The organism is Streptomyces sp. NPDC058051, from assembly GCF_042885475.1.
GTDB lineage: Bacteria > Actinomycetota > Actinomycetes > Streptomycetales > Streptomycetaceae > Streptomyces.
This window is the reverse complement of the sequence record NZ_JBHVRW010000037.1, coordinates 30,146-53,539: the sequence shown is the minus strand read 5'-3', so window position 1 is coordinate 53,539 and position 23,394 is coordinate 30,146. Positions and strand designations below refer to the sequence as shown.

Genomic DNA, 23,394 nt, shown 5'->3' with positions numbered 1-23,394 from the left:
CGAACTCCACGACGCCTTCGTCTCCCTCGCCTGCAGCCTCATCTGCTACAGACGCCTCAAGAAAGCCCGCTCATGATCGTGTTACGAGCTCTTACTGCCGACTTGCTGACCCCCTTCCCCATGTGGCCGGCTTTCCCGGCCTCGGAGTACTACGGAGTCTCCGCCCTGCCCGACGGCCATCAGCCGGCGATGGGCCTGCCCTCCACCGGACTGGAGGTCCGGCTTGGGGCGCCCGCGGGCAGTTCCCACGTTCACCACGGAATCGATCGACGGGTGAGGTGCTCAGCTCTACCCCGGCAGCATCGCCACGCTTACGCCGCAGGCTTTCGGCGTGGCCTCCCCACCGATACGTGGAATCGGCTTCGGAGTCGACCACCGGCCAGCGGTGGTCGTGCACTGCATCCGGCCCAGATCCGCCAGGTTCGAGCCGGTGTCGTAATTACGGGGCGTCAAGCACTGATTCCTCGCGTGCACCTTCCCGTCTCACTAGCCGGACCCGGACCGTCTGGCAGTGCCAGCCCGTCCCGACGTTGTCGGGGCTGCTTACCGCTCGACTCGGCATCCCCCGAGCCGAACTGCCCCCAGCTTCAACCAGGTTGCTGCGACAACCCGGCGGTGAAGGTCTCTCACCTCACTCGATTCCATGGCGCCTCGTGGCGCACCCACGCGATACGACAAGCTCGCGGTTCGATACGAAGCGACCGTCCTCGTCGCAGTCATCAATGAGTGGCTGTGACCAGCGCATTCGATACACGCCCTAGCAACTCGAAAGGCAGGGTCGCCCCGCCGTACCGCTGACGCGCCCCCCTGCTGCCATGCACAGCACACGTAAGGCACACATCACGCGGCGTCGTCTTCCATGGCGGCCACCGCCTCTGCCGCCTTGCGGGCCTTCTTCTCCGCCTTCTCCAACTTGGCCTTCGCCTTGGCCAGTTGCTTGGCACGGCGCTTGTGCATCTTCTTCGAGACCTCGTCCAGGCGGTCCGGGAAGAGGTGCCCGTACGTGTCCAGGGTCAGCGTCGCGGACTTGTGGCCCAGCATCGTCTGTACGACGTTGACGTCCGCGCCGCTGGCGATGGCGAGCGAGGCCGCGGTATGCCGCAGCTTGTGCGGGGTGACCTTGAGGTGCCCCAGCCCGGCCTTCACGACCGCCGGCGCGAAGAACCGCTGCCGGAAGTTACGGGCCCGCAGCGGTCCACCCTGCGGGGCGGTGAAGAGCAACTCCTCATCTCCCCGCCCCTGAACGTGGGGCTTCAGCTCCTCGGCCAGAAACCGCGGGATCGGCACCGACCGGCGCTCGTGGTTCTTGGGGGTGTCGAGGTAGAGCTTGCCGTTGTCTTCGGCGTACGCCTCGACGATGCGGGCCCGGCAGGCGTCCAGGTCGACTCGACCTACCTTCAGCGCGGATGCCTCACCCCAGCGCAGGCCGGTGTAGGCCAGCAGCAGGATGAACACCCGGTAGGGGCCTGACGCGTTGGCCAGCGCATCGACCTGCATGTCGTCGAGGTACACGTGGTCGGCTGGCGCCGCCTTCGGCAGGGGCACGCCGACAGCCGGGTTGACCGCCAGCCGGCGAGCCTTGACCGCGTAGCCGAGAATGCCGCTGAGGACGACGTACGCCTTGCGGACCGACCTGGGGCTGAGCTTTCTGCCGCCGGTCGCCTCGCCGGACAGCAGATCCGCGAGCCACTCGGCGATGTCCTCGAACTGGATGCGGTCCAGTGGGGTGGTGCCCCACTTGGGGATCACGTGGACGTCGAGAACGCCGCGATAGCGGCCCCGGGTCGAGCGCTTGAGGTGGATCTGCGCGGCCAGCCAGGACTCCGCCACCTCTGCGAGCTTCACACGCGCTGCCGCGGGGTCGCGGTAGGAGCCGTCGCTGAGACGGGACTCCATCCTCGTTCGCTCCGCCTCGGCGTCGACCTTGCGGGCGAAGGTCTTCATCTTCGGCTTGCCGTCGGGGTCGTACCAGCGCACGCGGTAGCGCCCCGGTGGCGTGCGACCCGTCCGCTTGGCGTCCGCCGCAGCGCGCACATACGCCGCGTGCCCTGTGCGGTCCTCAATCCAGACCCGGGCCAACTAGCACCCCCTCCGGTCATCACCGGACACGGACGGGAGCGGGAGGAGCAGGGTTGCGGGAGAGACCCCGAGCGCCGCGGCGATGACGACGAGATCGTCTATGTCGCAGCGCCGGTGGGCGCGTTCGGTGCGGCTGAGGGCAGTGTTGGTCGTCGGGCGGCCCAGCGCGGTACAGCGGGACGCGAGTTGGTGCTGGGTCAGGCCGCGCGCGAGGCGCAGATGCTCGATGGCGCGGGCGGCGTGGAGGCCGGCGGGGCCAATTTCAACGGGTCGGGTTGCCATGACAGGTAGCTGTAACTTGCATCCGGCCACCGTGGCAAGAGTTAGTTCCTCAAACTCTACACAAGTCGTCGCAGAGCAGAGTGGCATTCACCTCTCGAATTCCGGCACACCGCAAGACATTTCACGAGGGAGACCGCACTATATTCCCTCGACCCCTTGGAGGTGGGCAATTTGAGTGGCTATCAACCACGGCACCCTGAGCGCCGACCGCATCACCCCCAAGCTGCGGAGGTGCCGGATTCCGGCACCCCGAGCAACCGAGTCGTCGCGATAATTTTCGGCTTCCGCAGGAGTGATTTCGGCAACCGGGGATCCGCCCTTACTATTTGGCCTCCGCCAGTCACACCAAGAGAAGTAGTGCAGAGTTTCAGAACTAACTCTGGACTTTTCCCAGAGAAGTGTGGCTGTGTTGTCCAGGCCCGATATGCAAGACCGAAAAGGAGCCCCGTGCCGAAGACCTCTCCCCGTAGCACCACCGCCCCTGTCACCGCCTCGGCTGCCCAGCGCGGCCCGCTGGCCACCCCAGCAGAGGTCGCCGCGTACCTCGGGGTGCCGGTGAAGACGCTCTACCAGTGGAAGTACCGGGGCATCGGCCCCAACGTGCACAAGGTCGGCCGCCACCTGCGCTACCGCTGGCACGAGGTGGACGCCTGGCTCAACGCCCAGGCCACGTACGACCTCACGGTCTGACACCGCCCTTCGAGGGACAGCGAAACGGCTTTCGGCGAGCCACCGCCGAGAGCCGCACAGTCCCTGCCTCATCACCCGTGAATAACCGATCCGATGGGCCGGACCTTGCCCGTCCAGCCCATCAGGGAGGAACGCCTGTGGACGAACCTACGTCCTCCACCACCCCCATCGCATCCTCGACGCCCACCTGGCCACCCGTCGCCGTCCCCGGCCAGGCAGCCCCCGCGAAGCCCGAGCCCTCGCCCGCCGAGGACGAGAAACCTCCCCAGGCCCCAGAGGGCGCTGCCCTGTTGGACGAGCTGCGGGAAGCCGTCGCCCGGTACGTGATCCTGCCCAGCAGCGAGGCGCTGACCGCCGTCACGCTGTGGGTGGCCGCCACGCACATCCAGCCCGCACTCCAGCACGCGCCCCGTCTCGCGGTGGTCGGTCCGGTGAAACGGTGCGGCAAGTCCCGCCTGCTGGATGTGATCACGGAGACCATGCGCGCGCCGCTGATCACGGTCAACACCAGCCCTGCGGTCGTCTTCCGCGCCATCGGCGACGACCCGCCCACTCTGCTGGTGGATGAGGCCGACACCATCTTCGGCAGCATCAAGGCCGCCGAGAAGAACGAGGAGCTGCGCGGCCTGCTCAACGCCGGGCATCAACGCAACCGGCCCGCCCTGCGCATCTCTGGTCCGGAGCACAAGCCGCAGGCGTTCCCCACCTTCGCCATGGCCGCTCTCGCCGGCATCGGAGACCTGCCGGACACGGTCATGGACCGTGCGGTGGTGATCCGCATGCAGCGCCGCAAGGGTGGTGAGCGGGTGGAGCAGTTCCGCTCCCGGCGTGATATCCCGCCCCTGCATCGCGTACGCGATCGGCTGACGGCCTGGCTGCACCCCCTGATGGACACCGCAGCCGACCTGGTACCGCCGATGCCGGTGCAGGACCGGGCGGCAGACACCTGGGAACCGCTCGTCATCGTGGCTGAACTGGCTGGCGGCACCTGGCCCGAGCCGGCCCGCGCCGCTTGCGCGGCCATGTGCGCGACCGAGGCGGGCAAGGGCGACGAGTCGAACCTGAAGATCCGACTGCTGCAGGACATCCGGCGTACCTTCGCACGCTGTGGTGATCCCGGCATCATGCGCACCCGGGACCTGCTGGACGAACTCCGCAAGGACCAGGAGGCACCGTGGGCGGAGTACGGCGACGTCGGCCTGAGCCCGCGCCACCTGGGCATCCTCCTTGAGGACTTCGAAATCAAGGCCGCCACCCACCGCTTCGAAGGCGGCCGGCAGGCCAAGGGCTTCGCCCGCCTCCGCTTCGCCGACACCTGGGCCCGCTACTGCCCCGAGGAGCCGACACCCAACAGCGGCGACGAGAGCGCCGCCCCCGCTCCGGGCATGCACCCGTAAAGACTCGTCGCACTCGTCGCGTCGCAGGTCAGCCCGGCGACGAGTGTCGTCGCCGTGACGAGTCCACTCGTATCACGCCGGCCTCCCGTACCTGCTCTGACCAGGCACGCGACGAGTGCGACGAGACCGCGCCCCTCCTACGAGCCATACCAAGTGCCCATGGCACCCCCTCTCCCCGCCTGGAGTACCCCGCTTGCCTTCACGCACCGCCCAAGCCCCCGTGCCGGTACTGACCACAGCGATCCGCCTCGGCGTCGCCCTGGTCGGCACGATCGGCTTCGCCCTCTCCTACGACGCTCTGCGGCAGATGGCTGTCGCCATCCACGTCCGCGGAATCCTCACGTACGCCTTCCCCTTGGTGATCGACGGCTTCATCGCCATCGGCGTCGCCGCCCTGCTCATCCTGCGCACCGCACCCTGGCGATCCCGGCTGTACGTCTGGGCACTCGTCGGCGTCGCCACGATCACCAGTATCTGGGCCAACGCCCTGCACGCCGTCCGCCTCAACCAGCAGGCTCACGCGGCCGGGTTCCACCTGGACGACGTCACCGTCGGCGCCCTGTCAGCCATCGCCCCGCTCGCCTTGGCCGGAGCTGTCCACCTCGACCTCGTCATCCGCCGCCACCCGACGCGCCACGTTGAAGAGGCCGAGGCCACGAAGAGCCACAACGTCCCTGGCCACGGCCACAACCACGCCTACCGCGCCGAGCCGGCTCCGGCATCCGAGGACAACGCCGGTCTGCCGGAGCACCCAGAGATGCCCGATGTTGCCGGTCCCCCAGGCGGCGTGGCGCGGGACGCCGTCAATGTGCCGCGGGCCCGGAAGCCACCCGCTCCGGTAGAGAGCCACGACCGTGACGCCGCATTCGACGAACTACTCGCCCTCGCCCGCACGGCACCGCCGGGACGCGGAGGCCGCGCTTCACGCCGCAACATCGAGGCGGCGGTCCGAGACGCCGGCTTCCGTATCGGCAAGGACCGCCTGACCCAGATCAAGGACCAGGTCCAGGCCGAACTCGACCAAACCGCCCGCCAGCGACAGACCGAGCCCGACAGGGAAACCGCCAGAGTCCTCTGAGGCTCCCAGTCGCGCCTGTCGTTCTGGGTGCTCGACCTCCGCTCGTCCTCGCGCTGCCCAGTGCGAGGACGAGCGCCCATCGAATCTCGGTGCCACCGCACCGGCAACACCACATGGAGAAGTACTCGATGCCCGACCCCGACAACGAACGACTCACCAGTGAACGGGAGAAGCCCACCACCTCAGCCATCGCGTCAGCAAGGTATGCCGCTGGACCGTCCAAGGACGGCCCCGACGGCGATGCCTCCGCCCCGGGGGTGGCGGAGGCTCTCGGGCACCAGGGGGTGCCCGAGGGCGAACAGCCCGTCGCTGCCGCTGTGCCGCTGCCGCGTGCTGCCGAAGCCGCCGCGCTGCACCGTGTCGCCCGACGCCGCAAGCCCGGCCCGAATGGCCAGCGCAAGGAGCGTGTCGACGCCCGCTACAGCGTCGATGAGAAGACCGAGATCCTCGCGATGGCCCGGTCGCTGAACATCGCTGGCGCCCATTACGTCGGCACCGTTGTCATGGCCCACGTCCACGTCCACGGCGACCTCGGCCTCCCCGGCCAGCGGACGCCGCTCGACGACTACATCGACGAGCTGACCGCCCTCCGCAGCGAGGTGGTCAAGATCGGCCACAACATCAACCAGATCGCCAAGAAGCTCAACTCCGGTGGCCATCCACGCCCCGTGGATACCGCTGTCTTGGCCCGGGCCGAACACACACTTACCTCGGTCAGCGCCACCGTTCGCCACATCGCGACGGCAGCGAACCAGGCTGTCTCCAAGAATGTGGCCCGGTGATCGCGAAGATCAGCAGCGGCAAGGAGACCGCGGGCCTGATTCGGTACCTGTTCGACACGAAGAAGGCCAAGGACCATACCGATCCCCATCTGGTCGCCTCATGGGACGGCTTCGCCCCCGACCCCGGCCGTACCGACGACTTCAGCGCCACCAGGAGCCTCCTCGTGGCCGACCTAGACCTGCACGTCAAGCAGGCCCGGCGGCTCGGCCGCGCGCCCGAGAAGCACGTATGGCACTGCTCTATCCGCGCCGCCGAGAGTGACCGCATCCTCAGCGACGAGGACTGGGCCGACATCGCCCGCCGCGTCGTGGCAGCCACTGGCATCGCGCAGGACGGTGATCCAGACGGTTGCCGGTGGGTCGCCGTCCGTCACGCCCCCGACCACATCCACATCGCCGCCACGAAGGTCCGGGCGGATCTCCGCACGGCACGCCACTGGAACGACTACCTCACCGCCGACCGTGAACTCGCATCCGTCGAGAAGGAATACGGCCTGCTCCAAGTCGTACGCGGTGACCGCACCGCTGCGAAGCGGACCACCCGTGCCGAGCAGGAGAAGGCCCGCCGCGTCGGCCAGGAGAAGCCCGCCCGCGAACGGCTGCGCTCCATCGTTCGCACCGCCGTGGCCGCTGCTTCGAGCGTGGAGGAGTTCGTCCACCTGCTCAGCCATATCAACGGCGTGCTCGTCGAGGTCCTCTACTTCCCCTCGGGAGACGTGCGCGGCTACAAGGTCGCCAGCGAAGACACCACCAACGCCCACAACCAGCCAGTCTGGTTCTCCGGCTCCAAACTCGCCCCGGACCTATCCTTCCCCAAGATCCAAAAGCGCCTTCAGAGCATCGCCCCACAGCCCGCTGGGAAGTCAGGTCAGCGCAGGCCCACCCCCTGGCACCAGGCCATCGCCACCGCCGAACGCATCCCCCATCACCTCGACCAGACGGACGACGAAGCTTCCCAGGCCCACCTTGCCGTCTTCGGCGAGGCCCTCGACGCCCTGCCGCTCCTTGCATCTCAAGCCCTGCGGCCCCAACTCCGACAGGCGGCGTACGCGTTCGAGCGTGCCACTCGCTCCCGCATCCGGGCCGAACACCACCACGCCCGCGCACTGCGCGGCGCAGTACGGGCGATGGTCCGCGCGCCCGCCCCCGAGGACGGCGCCGTCCTCGCGATGTTCCTGGACGCGGCGATCCTCGTGGGCATTGCCGCCGCCCGCTGGCACCAGCTCCGCCACCACGACCAGCAAGTCGCCGCTACCCACCAGACACTGCTCCACCTCCAAGCTGCCTACGACCAAGCCGCAGCCGCACCCCTGGCCACCCTCGCCCAGCGCCGACCGCCCCAGCAGACCGTGGACCTGCACGTCCGCTACGTGCGGCAGGCCCTACCGGATCACGCCCCGCAGATCACCGAAGACCTGGCCTTCGACGCGCTCACCGCCGTCCTCGCTGAGGCCGAAACAGCAGGCCACGACGCGGAACAGCTGCTCCGGCAAGCCGTCGATCAGCGTGCCCTTGATGATGCCCGCTCCCCTGCAAGGACCCTGGCCTGGCGCATTCAGCGCCTCAGCAAAAGTCCAGTGCCCAGTACCGGCGCGGCGCAGGCCCACAGCGCAGCACGGGTCGATATCGCAGCAGTGCACCCCTCCGTTCGATCTCACGGAGCAGCAGCCGCCCCGGCCGGGCAAGCACCGCGGGCACAGCGCCGTTGATCACGACTCCGCGGGCAACGCGGGCGCGCGCTGCACAGCGTCGTCGGTCACAGATCGAACTGCGCCCAGCCAGTACCACAGCCGCACGCAAGTCCCCAGGCTCGTAGGCTCCATCAGACTCTTCCCCCAGAAGACGTATGTCCGGTATCGAATGGCCGTATGAGACTCGCCCGGATCACGCGGTCGCTGGCGCGCAAAGCCGGTGCCAGTTCTCCCCGCAACTCATCCGGGAAGGTCCCCGCACCGAGGGCACAGGCCCGCACCAAGGCGCGGCAGTCCTGCGCTTGCCGGTCCGTGGCGATCGCCGTGTACAGAGGGTGCGCCAGGTTCTCACGAGCCGCGTAGCCGTCTTCGGCGTCCGTCGTCCTGCGGTGGAGATCCTCGACGACGCGGTGCGCATCCGGCGAATCGACGGAATTGATCGCGTCAAGGACGGTAAGCCCGAGCCGGATACCGAAGACCGTCATCCCAGGTTCGGTCTTCCACTCCAAGTAGGCCGTCACCAGGTCCGCCAGGTGGCCGTCGACCGGCTGCCGGGCGTCGCGGCGGCACAGGACGGTCAGGCATGCCGTGACGGCTTGCTCCCACGGATCGCCGGGCACCGTGTCGGCGAGGAGAGCAGCGGACCGTCTCGTGTCACCCACAACGAGTGCGGCGAGTACGGCTACTTGGCGCCCGTCGAGCATCCGTTTGCCCATCCCCCGGTGAGCTTCGATGTGTGATCTGGCCTCGGCCCATCGTCCCGTGGTGGTGAGGGTGCGTGTGCCGTCGGCGATGAGCACACGCCACAGCCATGCACGGACCTCCCTGCGGTCCTCGTCGGTCGCGGTGAAGTCTGCCGGTACGACGACGCCCTCGAACCGGGCGGCTGTGCCCGCCTCGATCGCCACGTACAGGTCCAGCAGTCGCTGACGTCCCTCGTCCGCCTGGCCGGCGCGGATCTGGAGGCGTGCGAGGTTGACGACCGGTTCGAGGCTCCGGATTGCGCTCATGCCGGGCAGGGGACAGGCGTGGAGGTAGGCCGCGGCGTGCTGGTGGCACAGCTCGCGGGCGAGGTCGGGAAGGTCGAGATCGGAGGCGATGAGCGCTGCCTGGTTGTAGACGGCCGACGCGAGCACTTGGTCGCTCTTCTCCACCGCTGTGGCGGCGAGTTCGACGAGGTTGCCCACGCGTTCGGGAAGAGGCAGACACGGGGGCCGGGATCGGGCGACGAGCGGGAAGCGCTGGGCTATGGGTCCGTGTGGGTCCATGAGTTCCCCCGGCATGAGTGCGAACTACGGAGACAACGGTGCCCGCCAGCCGCATCCCGGCGGGCGCGGGGCGTCATCTCTACATGCGGTGCGTCACTGCCAGTTGACGACGATGCGGTTCAGCGGGGTGTCGAGAGCGAAGAGGCCGGGGCGCTGCTCGATGGTGGGGGCGTCGAGGGGCTGGATTTCGAACGTGGCCTCATGGTCGCGGTACTCCCGGTCCCAGGTGCGGATGACGTCGGCGACCTTCCCGGCCAGCTCGTCGCTGCCGGGACCGTGTCCGATGACTCCGAACTCCCAGAGCTTGCCGCCCTCAGGAGTCTTCCGTTCCGACAGGCGTCGCGACAGGTAGGTGACGGCGCCTTTGTCGACGACCGCCGTCGACGAGGGGTAGGGGTCCTCCGTGAGCAGAGTGCCATTGGCGCTCCGGGGGAACAGCATCCGGATCAGGCCGGAGGGGAGGGAGCAGGTGACGAACAGTTCCATCCACTCGGGCGACTCCATGGCGCGGACCGTCATGCCGGTCCACTCCTCCGTACGCGACTGGTCCAGGACGCCGGTGAGGGCGTCGGCGTCGATGTTCTGCCCGGCTGGGGCTTGCAGTCGTACGGTGCCGTCCGCGCTGAGCGGGATGGCACGGCGATCGTCGTCTGCGATACCGCGGCGGAGCGGCATGAAGGTGTTCATCTCGCTGCTGATAGACACCCATCGGCCGTCGTGCTGCTCGTAGGCGATGGAGCGGGACACGGTGCCCTTGAGGCGCTGTGGGACAAGGAGCCGCCCGCCGGGCGCGAGCTGCTGGAGCCAAGCGTGCGGTACGCCGTGCGCGCCGACAGTGGCGATGATCCGGTCGTACGGCGCTCCTTCGGCGTAGCCGATGGCCCCGTCGCGGGTCACCGCCTCGACGTTGGTGATACCGGCCGCGGCGAGGTGCGCCCGGGCGCCCTCAACCAGATCATCATCGACGTCGAGGGTGGTCACGTGTCCGCGCTCGCCGACCAGTCGGGCAAGTAGGCCGGCGTTGTAGCCGGTGCCGGCACCGAGTTCGAGGATGCGCTCGCCGGGCTGGGCGTCGAGCTGGTCCAGCATGAGGGCGACGACACCCGGCTGGGAGGCGCAGGAGATGGACGTGCCGTCGGTCTCGTACTTGATGTGCACCGGTTGGTCGGCGTAGGCGTCTTCGAGCGGCACGTCGGGCACGAACACGTGGCGGGGCACGGTCCGCAGCGCATTCTCGACGGCGTGCGTGCGGGCGTGTCCGTCCGCACGGAGTTGGTCGACCAGTGCGTTGCGGAGGCGCTCGGCATCCGCCGCGGCGGTGGTGATCGTGTCGGTGTTCACCGCGCTGACGCTATCGGCGTCGGCCGTTGTCTCGGCGGGCGACGCGGTGTTGTCACTCGTTCCCATGACTACCTCTCGTGCGATGTTGGACATGGCGCTCTGGTCACCCCGGAGGAGCCCGGCGCGGTTGGAGTGGAAGATCATGTGGTGGGCAATGACGGCTCGCAGACCGCGCGCGAGGGCGCCGCGGTGGGCGAGGGAGGCCAGCGCGGCACCCGCCCGCTCAAAGGCAGTCACCCACCCGTCATGCCCGGCGAGAGGGCCGCTTCGGCGACACAGGCTGTGGGCGTCGGCGGTCATCAACTTGCGCATTGCAGGCGCCAGTTCCGCGGCCCGCTCGGCGGGCAGGTGGTCGGTCTTCGGCCGGAGCGCGGCCACCTTCGCCCACACGTCGCCCTGCTCGAACCAGTCCAGGCCGGCCGCCCGCATCATCGCGCTCGCCAGCAGCACGGCGGTTTCCCGGCGCCCGAGATTCTCCGGGCCAGGCTGGTAGGTGAGCAGGTGGCGACTGTCCTGGTGGAACAGCTCGTGGGCGATACCCATGGCCTCTGTTCCGCCGAAGGCATCGGTCTCGGGTTCGTAGATGTCGGGCAGCCAAGACACGGTCGTACCGTGGTCGACGAGGGCGCTCAGCAGCCCTTCAACGGCGGGTGAGGGCTCGGCAGCGCGGTACCGCAGCGGCCAAGGACTCTTGTTCATGAACCACCAGCCGGTGAGCTGCCCGTCCGCTTCGGCCTTGAGCAGGACAGGGGCGAGTCGCTCGGCGATGGCGCGCTGAGCGCTCTCGCGGTCGGCGAAGGTGATGTTGTGCTGCTGCCAGCAGTCGGAAGGGTCCGGGGGCATGCGAGGGTCCTTCGGTCGATGAAGTCAGGCGATGAGCAGGCAGGCATCCCACGCGGATCGGGGCGGTGCGGCGGTGCTGGGCGCCAGGAGTGCCAGGGCGATACCGGACGCACCGTCGAGGAGCCCGGGCCCGCGTTTCTCGTCCCGTATGAGTTCTACGGCGGTGTGTGCCGGGTTGTTGCCCGGCGGAAGGACTGCGGCCAGGAGTGCTGGGAGCGTGGCGTGAAGCTGTCCGATGGTCGAGGGATGTGCGTCGGCGGCGGCGCGGGCGGCAACGTGGGCGAGACCGGCGAAGCCGTGGCACAGGGTGTTGTCCGTCGTGGCATTGAGCTGGGCGGGGTCGGTGAGGGCAGCCACGAGTGCGTGCTCGGCTTCCACCTGGCGGCGGGTGTCGCCGAGGGCAAGTGCGGCAAGTTGCTGGGCCCGGGCCAGGCCGGCGGTGCCGTAGCACCATGACGGGCGCCGCGGTGCTGACGGGGTGAGGCGGCCGGTGCGCAGCTCACTCCGGGTGACCCAGTACGGCCAGGCCGGGCCTCGACCGGTGTCCTCCTGCCAGTGGTCCAGCCACGCCAGGATTCGGCCCACTGCTTCGTCGCGGCCGTCGACCGAGGTGCCGTGCCGGGCGGCGAGCGCCAGCAGCGCGAGCACGCCGCCGATGCCGTGGGCCATGCCATTGTTGGCGTGCCCACCTGGGAAGCGGTCGTCCGGGCGGCCCGAGGGCCCTGTGTCCGTCCACCAGCCGGGCAAGTTCTCGCCGTCGTGGGTGACCCGTTCGGTGAGGCGTACGCAGTAGTCGAGGACAGCACGCAGGGCGGCGCTGCCAGGGTTGCGGCGCAGGAGGTAGGAGCCGTAACCGCTCAGGCCGCGAATGGCGTCGAACTCCGCGAGCGCTGGGAGGAGTCCGGCGTCGATGCGGCGGTGTGCGGCTTCGACGCGGCGGCTCACGCCGTCAGCCATTTGTCGGTCGAGAGTGTCAGTGGCGCGCTCGTAGGCGCCGGGCAGGTGATCGGCGGCGCAGGCCAGCGCGTGCGCGAAGGCGGGCGCCCCGTAGAAGGGGTGGCTGTCGGGGCCGCTGGTGAGCGGTTCGCGGGAGGCGGCGGCGAGCCAGTCATGGGCGCGCTGCCACGGCCCCAGGCCGGCCGCAGCCCGCTCGATGTGCAGGAGCGCGATGCCGGACAAGCCACGGGCAAGGTGCTGCGAATGACGGACCGCCGGCCCAAGGTAGGGCGTCTGGGGGTCGGCGAGCTGCTCGGCGACGGCGTCTGCTAGGTCCAGCACGGTCTGTGCGGTCACGGTGTCCTCCCCGAGGTACGGGCGGTCCAGGCCAGGGCGGCAGCGCGGGCGAGGTAGAGGCAGACCTCTTCTTCGGGGAAGTTCACCGCGATCTGCCGTACGAAATGGACATGCAGCAGCGAGGTCAGGACGTCATCGAGGGCGATGCCCTGCGTGTGGGGGCCTGGCAGGTGCCGCCGGTAGGCAGCGAGTGCCGCGTCGCGATCGGCCCACGCCGACACGATGGACGCTCCCCCAGCGTCGGCGCGCAGTGCCGACCAGTCGTCGCCAGGGTCGGCCAGACGTACGGCATCGGTGAACTGCGGGCGCGGTGCGGGCACGGGAGCCGAGGGCGGGATGTGGTCGATCAGCCAGCGCATCCCGGCCTGCGTGCTGCCCAGGAACGCGGAAGCGATGGAGACGGTGTGTGCGGCAGCCAGCGTGCGCTCGTGTGGGCGCAGGGGCTGCGAGAGCTGGCCCAGGACGGCGCGCGAGTCCGCCCGGAACACTTCCTCGGCCGCGTCCCATGCTGCGCCGGAACCCCAGCGGCCCATCTCCCGGTATGAGGTGGGGTATCGCAAGTCCGCCAGGAGACCGGCGCGGCGCAGCTCGTCGGCCCACGCGCTCACCGTCCGGGCCGTCTCACCGAACGCCTCCGGCGTGGGGATCGCGATACGCAGGCGTAAGTGCTGCTCGGGGTCACGGAAGCGGATGAACCACCATGGTGGGTCACCGAGCCGTTCGAGGAGATCGGGCAAGTGGCGGGAGAGCAGAGTGTTCTGGCGGCGAGCATCTCCGTACAGGGTCGCCAGTAGCACCGACGAAGCGGCCGGAGTCTGCATCTGGGCCGTGGAGAGGGCACGGGCCGGGGTGGGAGCGGGCAGCGCCGGCCACGTCGGCGGCCGGGTCGCCTTGAGCGGCACCACTACCTCGTGAGCGCGACCGTCGCACCATCCGAACGCCTCCGGTTCTGCGGCCTCGACGAGCATGGCCAGGCCCGCGCGGTCGAGGTGCCGGCGCAGCAGCGTCCGGTGACCGGACTGGTCAAGGTCCAGGAACAGACGCCGGTCGTCCTCCAGGAGGTAGACCCGCTGAGGCAGCCGCCGCCGAGCCTTCCAGTCGGTGAGCGCGGCGTCCCACTCGGACCGCGGACGTGTGTGGCCAGGCAGCTCGGCCGCCTCCAGACGCCACCGTGCCGGGGCGAGCACCGTGCGGCCGTACCGCACGCGTGGCAGGAACGGCATCGCCGCTGCGGCTCCCCAGTCGAACTCGGTGACCTGCGCGCATTGAGCGCGGAACAACTCGGTGAGGAATCGCGCCAGCGGTGGAGTGTGCGTGTGGAGGTTGAGCGCGTGCATCCCGACGGCTTCGATGCGCTGGCCACGTTCAGGGGCAGCCACATACATGCGGCGGCCGTCGCACCCGACCGCGAGGTCCGCGGGTGTGAGGACGTCGTCCTCGTGAACTCGGTGTTCCTGGAGGCTGATCACGGTGGGCAGGACTCGTGAGGCGCGTGTGACGTGAGCGCTCTCCGGCAGGAGCGGCGGAAAGGAGAGCTGCGCGGGCACGGTGTTGCTGTCGGCCGTCGGCAGGTCAGCCAGCTCGGCGGCCAGGGTCTCACGGCCTGCGGGGGCCAGGACGCTGAGGAATCGGCCCGTGGAGACGCCGGCGCCACGCGACACGCTCACGACCTCCAGCCGGAACCTTCCCCGCTGCAACTCGCCCACGCCGGCCGCATGGACCCGCACCCCCACCTCCAGGTGAGGCGGCAACCGGGGTTCGTCAGGCCCTACGTCCAGGGCGTCGATCAGCTCGTCGGTGAGAACCACCTCGTCGCGGCCGTCCAGCACGGCGGTCTGCGCGAGCCGTACGAGAACATCATCCCGAGCGGAGACGCGCGGCCGACGCGCGCCCGGTGGGGTGCCCGGGTAGCCATCGGGGTAGCCGGTGCCGCTGTCGGCGACGACTTCCTGGAGCGGCACCATCGTGCCGATGCCGTACCGCTCGTAGAACCGCTGGTGGTACGCGCCCCACGCCGCGGTGCCGTACGGGCGGGCGCTGACTCGGGTCAGGATCAGGGCGGCGCGCTCGACCTCGCGGGCAACCGCGTCCGGCAGTACGAACTGTGCGTCCAGGCGCAGGTCGAGCGCGACAGGATGGTGGCGCAGGCCGGGCACGAAAGCCCTCATCCGCGCTGCGACGCTGTCTCGCCCGCCACGCGAAGTGCACTCCTCCAGGGCGGTCTGGATCGCCCGCAGCTCACGCACCTTCTCCGCGACCGGAGGGAGGGTATCGGCGTTGATCGCGTCGAGCTGATCGAGTAGATACCCGAGGGCGTCGCTCTCGGTGCTCGGCGCGTGCAGGCTCGTGATCAGCACACGCCGCTGGATCAGTTCCAGGAGGAGTCGGCGCACTTTCTCCGGTCGGGCGTCGGGGAACTCCGCCTGGAGCTTGTCTGCGAGCGGGCCTACGCGGATCGGCGCCCGCGTCGCGGCGAGGACCGCGCGCACCGGGCCGGTCAAGGCCAGAGATGCCTCAACCGCGCGAGCCCGATCGTCCCGGGCGTCGGATTGGAACGGCACGATGAGCCGGTCGCCGCGTCTCGTCACGGTGTTGTTGACGACCACGGACAGCCATTCGAAGAGGTCGGAGCAGGACTCCAGCCGTTCGACGACGGCGGCCAACCACTCCGCGCTCGCATGGCCGACAGCCACGTGCCCCACACCCCAGCTCGCGCATGCGTGCGGGCCGAACTCGGCGGTGGTCACACCGGCGAAGAGCCCGAACGGCGTCGCCCGGTGCTGGGAGCGCAGCAGGTAGCGGGTCACGGACAGTGTCGTACGCCGGACGTCTCGTGTTGACGGCTCAGCGGCCGTGCACACGGCCCGTACCCGCGCGGCCAGGTCCGGGCTGGCGTGTTCCAGGGCTTCGGCAAGGTAGCCGTTCGCCCAGGCGGAGCGCAGCCAGGCGACGCAGGTGGCGGACCCGTTGGCGGAGCGATCGTCGAGGTCCGGAAGCGGAGGACCTGGCAGCGCCGGCTGGGCAATGACTCGAACGAGAGCGGTCGTGCTGGTTCTGAATGCTGGAAGCGGAGCAGCCACCACCACTACCTCCGTAGGTGAGGAACGGGCGGCTGGTGCCGCCACGCCGCAGGGCGCGGCGGCACCAGCCCGTAGAGACGTGGAGCATCGGGTCAGGCGACGTTGGTGGTGCAGGCGCCGCAGGTGGTTCCGCAGTTGTCGTCGGTCAGGTTGACCAGACCCGCCGGGTCAGCGACCTCGACGAGGGAGACGTCCAGGTCGAAGCCGTCCGACGTCCCCTGGGTCTGCTGAGTCGCGAAGGTGCTGCTCGGTACTACGTTGCTGCGTGTCATGCCAACTCCTCTGAATAGTTGAGATGTTGTTGTGCAGTGGCGCCCGTCTCCGACAGAACGGCACAACAGCACCGCGTGTCCGGAGGCGGGAGTCTGTTCGGACGGCAGCCGACCGCCGCTCCGGGAAGCAGGCGCACGCCTGAGCCTTGACGCGGCCGAGACACGGCTTGCAGGAGCAGTCCGGGGCGTGTTGTCCGTGCCGCTGAAGTGGTTCGAGCCAGATCACGGGGACTCCAGTGCGCCCGCACCTGAGCCACCAGTCGCTGGCCGCCCATCTCCGAGCCGTTCGCCTCCACGCACCGGACGCGGCGTGCACACTCCATTGCCATCTGCCAGCGGGGATGGAGGCGGACGACATCCGGAATGGGCACGATCGCCGTCGGGGTGCTCACGCGTCACCCCTTACGAGGAGTTCCGCCCAGACTTCCTTGCCCCACGGACGCCCCTTCGGCCCGTGCAGGTCATAGCCCCAGCGGTCGGCGATGCCGTCGACCAGGAGCAGACCACGGCCTGACTCGTCGTCCTCACCAATCTGAACGAGGACCGGGAGGCGCGAAGGCGCCCGGTCCACCACGCCGACACGGACCCGTGTCGCGCTCGGACGCCCAACAATCAGACGGATCGAATGACACGGGGTATGCCGGACGGCGTTCGCGATCAGCTCCGACATGATCAGCGCAGCGGCGTCAGCAAGGTTGTCGAGGTGCCATACGCCGAAGGCGTCACGGACGAGTCTGCGGCCGATCTCGGCCGTGGACGGCTCGCACGGGAAGGTCTGGCTGTAGGCAGGGTGTCCGGTGGGGGCGGCCTGAACCGGCTTGATGAGACTCGTCATTGGGGTTGAGCCTTCGCGTTGTCTCTGCGCCCGGCTCGCCCCTGAGAAGCGTCAGGGGCTCGCTGGGCCGTCAACAGCCGCCCGGACTGCGGAGTGGTGAGCGACCGACACCCACACAACTCCCTTTCACTGCAAGGTGATTAGGACGATCAGGCATCCACCCGATGGAAAGACCTAGGGCGATTTGACCTTTCCTTTACGTGGCGGGTGAGCGGGCACGAGAGCTACCGTGCGTGCATGGACACCACGCGCAACACGGTTCTTGAGGCGTGGATGGCCGAACACGGCTACAGCTCCAACAGCCTCGCTGACGCTGTGAACAGGGCATTAGAGCAGCTGACCGGGAGGCCCGGCGGCCTCGACGGATCATCGGTCCGGGCCTGGAAAGCAGGCCGGGTCACGTGGCCAAAGTCGGCTACCCGCAAGGCACTTGAGGAGGTCAGCGGCCTGCCCACTGTGGCTCTAGGGTTCGTGCCACGGGGCCGGCCTTCGCCCGCTCCAGCCCCACCGCCCCAGGAGGACCCCGACATGAAGCGCCGTATCCTCCTCGGCGGTATCGCGGCTGCTGCCGCCGTAGCAGCAGCCGCTCCCGGCACCGCCGCGGCCCGCCGAATCGGCATGAGCGACGTCGACCGCCTGAACAAGCGCTTCGCCGACATCATCGCCAGCGACCACCGTCACGGCGGACAACTCGGTATTGAACAGCGGGCCGCCGCACTCGCCGACGAGGCGCTGAACCTCCAGAACGCCGGCAGCGCCACCCAACGTGTACGCAGCAGCCTCTACGCCTCAGCAGCGGCGTTCCGCTCATCGGCGATGTGGGCGGCCATCGACGGTCGCCGCTACGACGTCGCCAAGGCGCACATGCGCGAGGCGCAGGCCCTCGCCGAGATGTCCAGCGACCAGGCCATCAAGTTCCGCATCTGGAGCCACGCGGGCACCATGTACCGGCACATGGGCCGCCCCGCCGAGGCGATCGCAGCCAACGACGTCGCCCGCAATCTGCACCTCACCCGCCGTGACCCGCTGTTTGCGTCCCTGGGCATGGCCCGGCAGGGCGCCGTCCACGGCGCGGCACAGGACCGCACCGGCACCCGTCGCGCGTTCGAGCAAGCACAGGAGGCCATGCTGCGCGCCGACCCCGCCGACTACCGGCCGGTGTGGATGCTCGCCTTCTACGACCAGGCCGAGCTGGACTCCCTGGCCCTGTGCGCCTACCTGGCACTCGGCGACTACCCAACCGCCGAATACCACGCCCACCGCTGCCTGTCGGCCCTGCGGCCCCACATGGTCCGGTCCCGGGCCATCACCACGACCCGGCTCGCACACGCCCAGCTCGCGCAGAGGGCCGCCGACGCCGCCACGGCCACCGCGATGAGGATCCCCGCCGAGACCGCTACCCAGCACGCCCGGGTATCGCGCATGCTCCAGGAGTTCGGGGCCGCGCTGCGCGCCACCGCGCCGGGCAGCTCCACAGCGCAGACCTGGACCGAGCACACCGCCTCATGGAGGATGACCGCATGACCACGGCGCCCGTCATCGAACTGCGCACCTTCACCACCCTCGACGCCGCCCGCGGCGATCTCCTCGACGTATACGCCGATGTGCGCGCCCCGCTCCTCCACCTGCCGAACTACGCGGTCACCGCATTCGGCGAGCGCCTGGACCGACACGGCGACGAGCCGGGGTTCACGGCCGTCCTCGCCTACGCGGACGGACACCCGGTCGGCTACGCCTACGCCAACACCATCGAACACGGCGACCGCTACTGGCAGCGCACCAGCCCTGCGCCGGCGGAGAAGTACACCGAGCGCCCGGCCGTGGCCCTGAAGGAGATCGGCGTCCGGCCGACCTGGAGGAAGACCGGCACTGCCCGGCGTATCCACGACGCCCTTCTCTCTGCACGCGACGAGCCGTACGTCACTCTCATGGTCAACCCGGCAGCCGGCGACGGAAAGGTCCATGCGCTCTACAAGTCATGGGGGTACGAGGACATCGGTCATAGCCAGCCGTCACCGGCCTCGCCGACCCTCGCTGTGATGATCCGCGCCACCGGCTGATCTCATGCGCTGTTCCTCCCCCACGTCGCTCCGCGTAGCACCACCCGCACTTCGTCAACGGGCCATCCCGATCCCTGAGGTCCGGATGGCCCACGCCGTTGGGCGGGAGGCCAACCGGACGGAGCGCACCCCTGCCTCCGGCCCCAAGCGCAAGCCGCCACACCTTCGGCCTCCTCACCTCTGCCGCGTGCAGGCCCGCACCACCGCCGCCCGATCCCGCGAGTGCGTACCCTGCATCACCAACGCCACCCGCCGTGTGTGCTCGGCCTCACGCTGCATGCTCTCTCGGTACCGGAGCCACCTCTTTCCCATCTCACACACTGTCAGGCACAGAACCGCGAGCCCCGAGGTCCCCCCGGCCAGTGCCCCCATCACATCGAACACCGTCATGTCCTGCCCCTCACGATCATCCGACTGGTGCGGCAACACTGCATGGGGTGCGGAATTTCCCTCTAGTGTTGGGAAACGCGAAAGAAACGGGGAGGAGACAAGTTGCCGGGCGGAAGGCGTCGCAAAACCGAGGATGCGACCAGTACCGAACTCAAGGAGCTCGCGGAACACCTAAACGAAGCCCTCCATGCGTCCGGATACAAGTCTCCTAACGATCTACTCCGTCGGCAGCTCACACGACTCCCCGACAAGAACACTGTGTACGACGTTCTCGGCGGCCGACAACTTCGCAGCCTTGAGAAGACACTTCAAATCGCTGCGTTGCTCGGGCTACGCCAAGCATCCGTCACTGCCCTATGGACCCGAGCCAAGCTACGCAAGGAGCGCGATGAGCTCGCGCAACGCGGCTATGTGCCCGAAGTGTCACCCGTCGGATGGTTAGAGATCCCTATGCCGGCACAGTGGCTCGAGGACCTGCTCCGCAGCCAGGCCACCGCTGCGGAACAGTTCCCGTACGAACTGCTCGGCGTCCACAAACCGCCGCTATCCGAGGTCTACGTTGAGCAGGACATCCAACCCCTCTCCCCCGACGGCGCCAGCGGGCACCCATCGCAGACCGGCCATCCTGTGCCAACCATCACCGCCGCCCTGTCAGCACACAGTCACCTCTTCATCACCGGAGGACCTGGAGCTGGCAAAACCACTCTCGGGCAGCACCTGGTAGGCCAGATCGCCCGCTACTGGCTGCGAGAGCATCAGGCAGAGGAACCCTGGTGCCGGGAAGCCGTCGCCGCTGTCCGCGTCACGTCAACCGACCTACTGACGCCGCGGGCCTGGCGCCAGCAGTTGAGCGATGCGGCAGCGCGTACAGGCACGCTGATGAGCCCGGTCAGCCCAGACCACTTCGCCAGACGCCCTCACGGCGTACGGTGGCTTGTCATCATCGATGGGCTCGACGAAGTGTCTTCTCCTGCTATCCGGCAGACGATCCTGGAGAAACTGGCACGGGAGATCAGGCCGAACAGTAATTGCCGTCTCGTCATTACGTCACGACCCCTCCCTCAGTCCGAACTCAAGCCATTCGAGAACACATCAAGCATTGGCTTCTACACCTTGAAGGGCTTCGACGCTAGCCAGCAACGCGCCTTCGCGCAACGCTGGTTCATAGCGCAAGGTGTCTCGGACCCAGCGTTTGAAGCGCAGAATTTCCTCTCAGAGGTCGACCAAGCGGGCCTACAGGAGATACTTCAGGTTCCGCTACTAACGACACTCGCTGCCTCATTCCGCAGTCGAAATCCGCACGCACCGCTGCCCCGGGGACGAGTCGCCCTGTACGAGACGTTCCTGACCGAACTCAGGACAGCACGCGAGGGGAATGCTGGCATCATCGCCCGCTTCCGCGAACGGTGGCAGGTCAGAGGGCTCGGCCTGCTCGCGGACTGGCTACTGGCACACCAGGACGACATAGTGACGCACCTGGCGTGGGAGCGCATCGAGGCACAACCCTCGAAGTCACTGCTGCGCGAGGCAACACAGTGGCTGGCCTCGCAGCTCCCGGAGGGCCTGAGTTGGCCAGAGCGGGCAGAAGGTGAACTTGGCCAGTTCTTGGCGCAGACAGGGGTCATGACCTTCGACGGTTCCGATCTTTCCTTTCTCCATCAGTCGTTCGCGGAATTCATCGCAGCACGGGACGAGGCCGCCGAGATCCCGGCGGACTTTCCAGACCTCGACGTATGGTCTGCTGCCGTCAGCAACGCCGCCGCTCGCAATCGGATTCTGTTCACGTTTGCTCTCTGGGCAAGGATGCCTGGAAACGATGTGAGCCTGATTATCCGTCACCTTTTGGCTGGCGACCTGGAACACCGGATCATGGCACTACGTCTAGTCACCGCCGGCGTTCCGCTGGGGGAAGCGCTAGAGGGGTCAATCATCAACCGCCTGATGGACTTTGCCGATGACTCAGGCAAATGGACCCTATCGCCTGGCTCTCAAGTCCTCTCCGAGCTATCTCAGCTGCGCGGCAACCGGCGCCTAGCGGCCCATCTCCGGAAGATAGCTGAGACCGAGGGACTTGCATTCGCTCTGCGGATCCAAGCGGCGGCGGCCTACGCAAACGCCGCCTCTCTCGTGGAGGGTGTCGAACTACTCAAAACTCTTTCGGAATCTGCAGACCCAATCGCAGTGCTCAGCTGCTGTCGTCACTTAACCTCTCTTGACCCACAGGGAATTCCTTTCCGGGTCCGCAGGTTGAAGAACCTATTGACTGACCCACGCGCTTCTAACTGGGAACGTCTAGGCGCCGCTGAGCAGCTCATGGCTATGGGCTACACGGATAACCTTGTCGACCTGGCTCGCACAATACTGACTGGCCCAGAACAGAGCGGTCAGCACCTGGAGCGCGCCGGAGAACTGTGGTTCTCACTGCAAGGCCACGACGCCGCAAAAGAAGTAGCTGAGGCAATATCAGGAAGGACCGATAATCAATTCTGGTCTACGAAGGGCCTGGCCATGACGATGATTCGATTCGGTCTGGTTGAGCAGGTGATCCCGTTCGCTCGCCGTATCTTCGACGAATCCTCCAGCGATGACGACATCAGCGAATTCGTGACAGCCTGGATCGACAGCGCCGGATCTACCGCAGCTGATCAAATCGTCGAGGTGATGCGAGAGCACCCTGCCTGGAACGTGGATGAACGACCCAGCGTCGCACACGACCTCCTCCTCAACGGCTTTAACAGCCAGGCTGCTGAGCTCGTCCGTATAAGCCTCGCCGCCACTCCGCACAAACCGTACAGCCTCCACTTGGAACTCATGACGCTCGTTCGAGCTGTAGGCCCCGAAGCAGCAGACGAAGTGCAAGAATGGCTAGAGAAGCTTCAGGGTTCCTCCGAGGATTACGCGTCCTCAATGGCGGATTTGATCGAATCCGGAGCAACTCCAGGCACCTTCCTTCCCTTCGCAAGGAGGGTCCTCCACCATCCGGGCTCCCCGGACAAGGCATTCTCGTCAGCGGCCAGGATGCTCTTTCGGCACGATCGGCAGGCAGCTTGCAAGGAGGTCATAGAGGCATTGCAGGCTCGCCCATATAGTGGTTCGGCGCTGCGTGCCCGTCTCTTGCCGATCCTGGCCGAGCACAACGAGGTCACGGCCGTGATGGAGATGGGGCAAGAACTGCTCGCCGACCCAGGGCTAACCGTGCCAGAGCTCCAAGCGGTGGTCAGCGCTTGGCTGGTGGCGGCTGGCCGCGAAGCTGCATGGCAGGTCGTGGCCCGCGTCAAGACTGCTGTCATGCTTACGGTCGACCAGCTCATGGCCTTGGCCGACCTGTTGACGAGCCAAAACCTCACCCACGTAGCCGCACCACTACTGTGTCAAGTTTGTATCGCGCCAGGCGTGGCCGTCGAGACACGCTGGCGTGCACTGCAGGAGATCATCAAGATGGGGGCCGAACGGGAGGCTGGCCAAGCCCTACGTGAGGCCCTGGTAGCACCGTCGAGTCAGGCCGAGGCGTTGATCCTGCGAAGGCTCTTGGCATGGCTGACAGCATCAGAGTGAACACTTTGGCAGCCAATAGGAGTGAGGGACGACTGCCATCACCCGCCCCGATAGATGTGTGGACCTCCAAGTGCCGCGAGAGGGGATAGCAGCTGTTCTGGAACTCCCGGCAGATCACTGGCCGAAGCAAAGCAACTTCTCGCAGGGCACTCCGTGCTCGTCGAGTAGGTCTGACCACGTCGGCCCCCACTCAGCACACCATCCACCGGCACACGTTCAGCACACATCACAGCGGGAAACCGCGTGAAGACATGAGAACTGCCGAGGAAAGACTTCCCAGGCCAGGCACCTTGCACCCCGCGTTCTCCCAGTTCACAGCCCCACCCAGGGAAAACTCCTAAAGCGGGTGTCGCAGGTTCGAATCCTGCCGGGGGCACCAGGGAAAAGGCCCCGGACCGATCATGGTCCGGGGTCCTTTGACATCTACTTGTTCCAAGTGGACACGGCGACGGCGATGC

Annotated in this window: 16 protein-coding genes; 8 read left to right on the top strand and 8 right to left on the bottom strand. The window is 67.9% G+C overall.

What is annotated here, in order from left to right:
• Window positions 1–840 precede the first annotated feature (840 nt).
• Both ACFVUT_RS34990 and ACFVUT_RS34985 read right to left on the bottom strand, forming a co-directional pair.
• The gene (locus ACFVUT_RS34990; protein WP_389659767.1) at window positions 841–2,079 is read right to left on the bottom strand and encodes a tyrosine-type recombinase/integrase; all 1,239 of its coding nucleotides are present in this window, start codon (window positions 2,077–2,079) and stop codon (window positions 841–843) included.
• Window positions 2,080–2,361, bottom strand: coding sequence for a helix-turn-helix domain-containing protein (locus ACFVUT_RS34985; RefSeq protein ID WP_389659764.1), 282 nt, complete (start codon window positions 2,359–2,361; stop codon window positions 2,080–2,082).
• 447 nt (window positions 2,362–2,808) lie between these two features.
• Here ACFVUT_RS34985 and ACFVUT_RS34980 point away from each other — a divergent pair, with 447 nt between their 5' ends.
• The 5 genes from ACFVUT_RS34980 to ACFVUT_RS34960 all read left to right on the top strand — a co-directional run bounded on the left by ACFVUT_RS34980 (window position 2,809) and on the right by ACFVUT_RS34960 (window position 8,017).
• Window positions 2,809–3,051: a helix-turn-helix transcriptional regulator gene (locus ACFVUT_RS34980; protein ID WP_389659761.1), complete on the top strand. Its 243-nt coding sequence runs from the start codon at window positions 2,809–2,811 to the stop codon at window positions 3,049–3,051.
• Between the two features lie 137 nt (window positions 3,052–3,188).
• Window positions 3,189–4,448 carry a DUF3631 domain-containing protein gene (locus ACFVUT_RS34975; protein WP_389659758.1) on the top strand — a complete coding sequence of 420 codons (1,260 nt, stop codon included), beginning with the start codon at window positions 3,189–3,191 and terminating at the stop codon, window positions 4,446–4,448.
• Window positions 4,449–4,641: 193 nt separating this feature from the next.
• Entirely contained in the window at window positions 4,642–5,526 is an 885-nt protein-coding gene (locus ACFVUT_RS34970; protein WP_389659755.1) for a DUF2637 domain-containing protein, read from the top strand.
• A gap of 128 nt (window positions 5,527–5,654) precedes the next feature.
• Window positions 5,655–6,308, top strand: coding sequence for a MobC family plasmid mobilization relaxosome protein (locus tag ACFVUT_RS34965; protein ID WP_389659752.1), 654 nt, complete (start codon window positions 5,655–5,657; stop codon window positions 6,306–6,308).
• A complete protein-coding gene (locus ACFVUT_RS34960; protein WP_389659749.1) occupies window positions 6,305–8,017 on the top strand; it encodes a relaxase/mobilization nuclease domain-containing protein in 1,713 nt (570 codons plus the stop codon). The genes ACFVUT_RS34965 and ACFVUT_RS34960 overlap by 4 nt, the downstream gene beginning before the upstream one ends.
• Window positions 8,018–8,130: 113 nt before the next feature.
• Here ACFVUT_RS34960 and ACFVUT_RS34955 read toward each other — a convergent pair whose 3' ends face one another.
• The 6 genes from ACFVUT_RS34955 to ACFVUT_RS34930 all read right to left on the bottom strand — a co-directional run bounded on the left by ACFVUT_RS34955 (window position 8,131) and on the right by ACFVUT_RS34930 (window position 16,931).
• The gene (locus tag ACFVUT_RS34955) at window positions 8,131–9,267 is read right to left on the bottom strand and encodes a hypothetical protein (protein ID WP_389659746.1); all 1,137 of its coding nucleotides are present in this window, start codon (window positions 9,265–9,267) and stop codon (window positions 8,131–8,133) included.
• Window positions 9,268–9,360: 93 nt separating this feature from the next.
• Window positions 9,361–11,451, bottom strand: coding sequence for a methyltransferase, FxLD system (gene fxlM / locus ACFVUT_RS34950; RefSeq protein ID WP_389659743.1), 2,091 nt, complete (start codon window positions 11,449–11,451; stop codon window positions 9,361–9,363).
• Between the two features lie 24 nt (window positions 11,452–11,475).
• Window positions 11,476–12,744, bottom strand: a complete 1,269-nt coding sequence (locus ACFVUT_RS34945; RefSeq protein WP_389659740.1) for a lanthionine synthetase C family protein — start codon at window positions 12,742–12,744, stop codon at window positions 11,476–11,478.
• Window positions 12,741–15,686, bottom strand: coding sequence for a lantibiotic dehydratase (locus ACFVUT_RS34940; protein ID WP_389659773.1), 2,946 nt, complete (start codon window positions 15,684–15,686; stop codon window positions 12,741–12,743). The genes ACFVUT_RS34945 and ACFVUT_RS34940 overlap by 4 nt, the downstream gene beginning before the upstream one ends.
• Before the next feature lie 230 nt (window positions 15,687–15,916).
• The gene (locus ACFVUT_RS34935) at window positions 15,917–16,096 is read right to left on the bottom strand and encodes an FxLD family lanthipeptide (RefSeq protein ID WP_389659737.1); all 180 of its coding nucleotides are present in this window, start codon (window positions 16,094–16,096) and stop codon (window positions 15,917–15,919) included.
• 388 nt (window positions 16,097–16,484) lie between these two features.
• A complete protein-coding gene (locus tag ACFVUT_RS34930; protein WP_389659734.1) occupies window positions 16,485–16,931 on the bottom strand; it encodes an ATP-binding protein in 447 nt (148 codons plus the stop codon).
• Window positions 16,932–17,168: 237 nt separating this feature from the next.
• On the opposite strand from ACFVUT_RS34930, the gene ACFVUT_RS34925 reads away from it, so the two are divergent.
• The 3 genes from ACFVUT_RS34925 (at window position 17,169) to ACFVUT_RS34915 (ending at window position 22,936) form a co-directional block, all read left to right on the top strand.
• Complete coding sequence (locus ACFVUT_RS34925) at window positions 17,169–18,455, top strand: XRE family transcriptional regulator (protein ID WP_389659731.1); 1,287 nt, start codon at window positions 17,169–17,171, stop codon at window positions 18,453–18,455.
• Entirely contained in the window at window positions 18,452–18,991 is a 540-nt protein-coding gene (locus ACFVUT_RS34920; RefSeq protein ID WP_389659728.1) for a GNAT family N-acetyltransferase, read from the top strand. Before ACFVUT_RS34925 ends, ACFVUT_RS34920 begins: the two co-directional genes overlap by 4 nt.
• Window positions 18,992–19,639: 648 nt before the next feature.
• The gene (locus ACFVUT_RS34915; RefSeq protein WP_389659725.1) at window positions 19,640–22,936 is read left to right on the top strand and encodes an NACHT domain-containing protein; all 3,297 of its coding nucleotides are present in this window, start codon (window positions 19,640–19,642) and stop codon (window positions 22,934–22,936) included.
• Window positions 22,937–23,394: the final 458 nt, after the last annotated feature.

Bases quoted from the DNA above. Each gene is read 5' to 3' on its own strand.
- ACFVUT_RS34985 (WP_389659764.1), bottom strand. From the start codon at position 2,361: ATGGCAACCCGACCCGTTGAAATTGGCCCCGCCGGCCTCCACGCCGCC.
- ACFVUT_RS34965 (WP_389659752.1), top strand. From the start codon at position 5,655: ATGCCCGACCCCGACAACGAACGACTCACCAGTGAACGGGAGAAGCCC.
- ACFVUT_RS34955 (WP_389659746.1), bottom strand. From the start codon at position 9,267: ATGGACCCACACGGACCCATAGCCCAGCGCTTCCCGCTCGTCGCCCGA.
- fxlM (WP_389659743.1), bottom strand. From the start codon at position 11,451: ATGCCCCCGGACCCTTCCGACTGCTGGCAGCAGCACAACATCACCTTC.
- ACFVUT_RS34935 (WP_389659737.1), bottom strand. From the start codon at position 16,096: ATGACACGCAGCAACGTAGTACCGAGCAGCACCTTCGCGACTCAGCAG.
- ACFVUT_RS34930 (WP_389659734.1), bottom strand. From the start codon at position 16,931: ATGACGAGTCTCATCAAGCCGGTTCAGGCCGCCCCCACCGGACACCCT.
- ACFVUT_RS34925 (WP_389659731.1), top strand. From the start codon at position 17,169: ATGGACACCACGCGCAACACGGTTCTTGAGGCGTGGATGGCCGAACAC.
- ACFVUT_RS34920 (WP_389659728.1), top strand. From the start codon at position 18,452: ATGACCACGGCGCCCGTCATCGAACTGCGCACCTTCACCACCCTCGAC.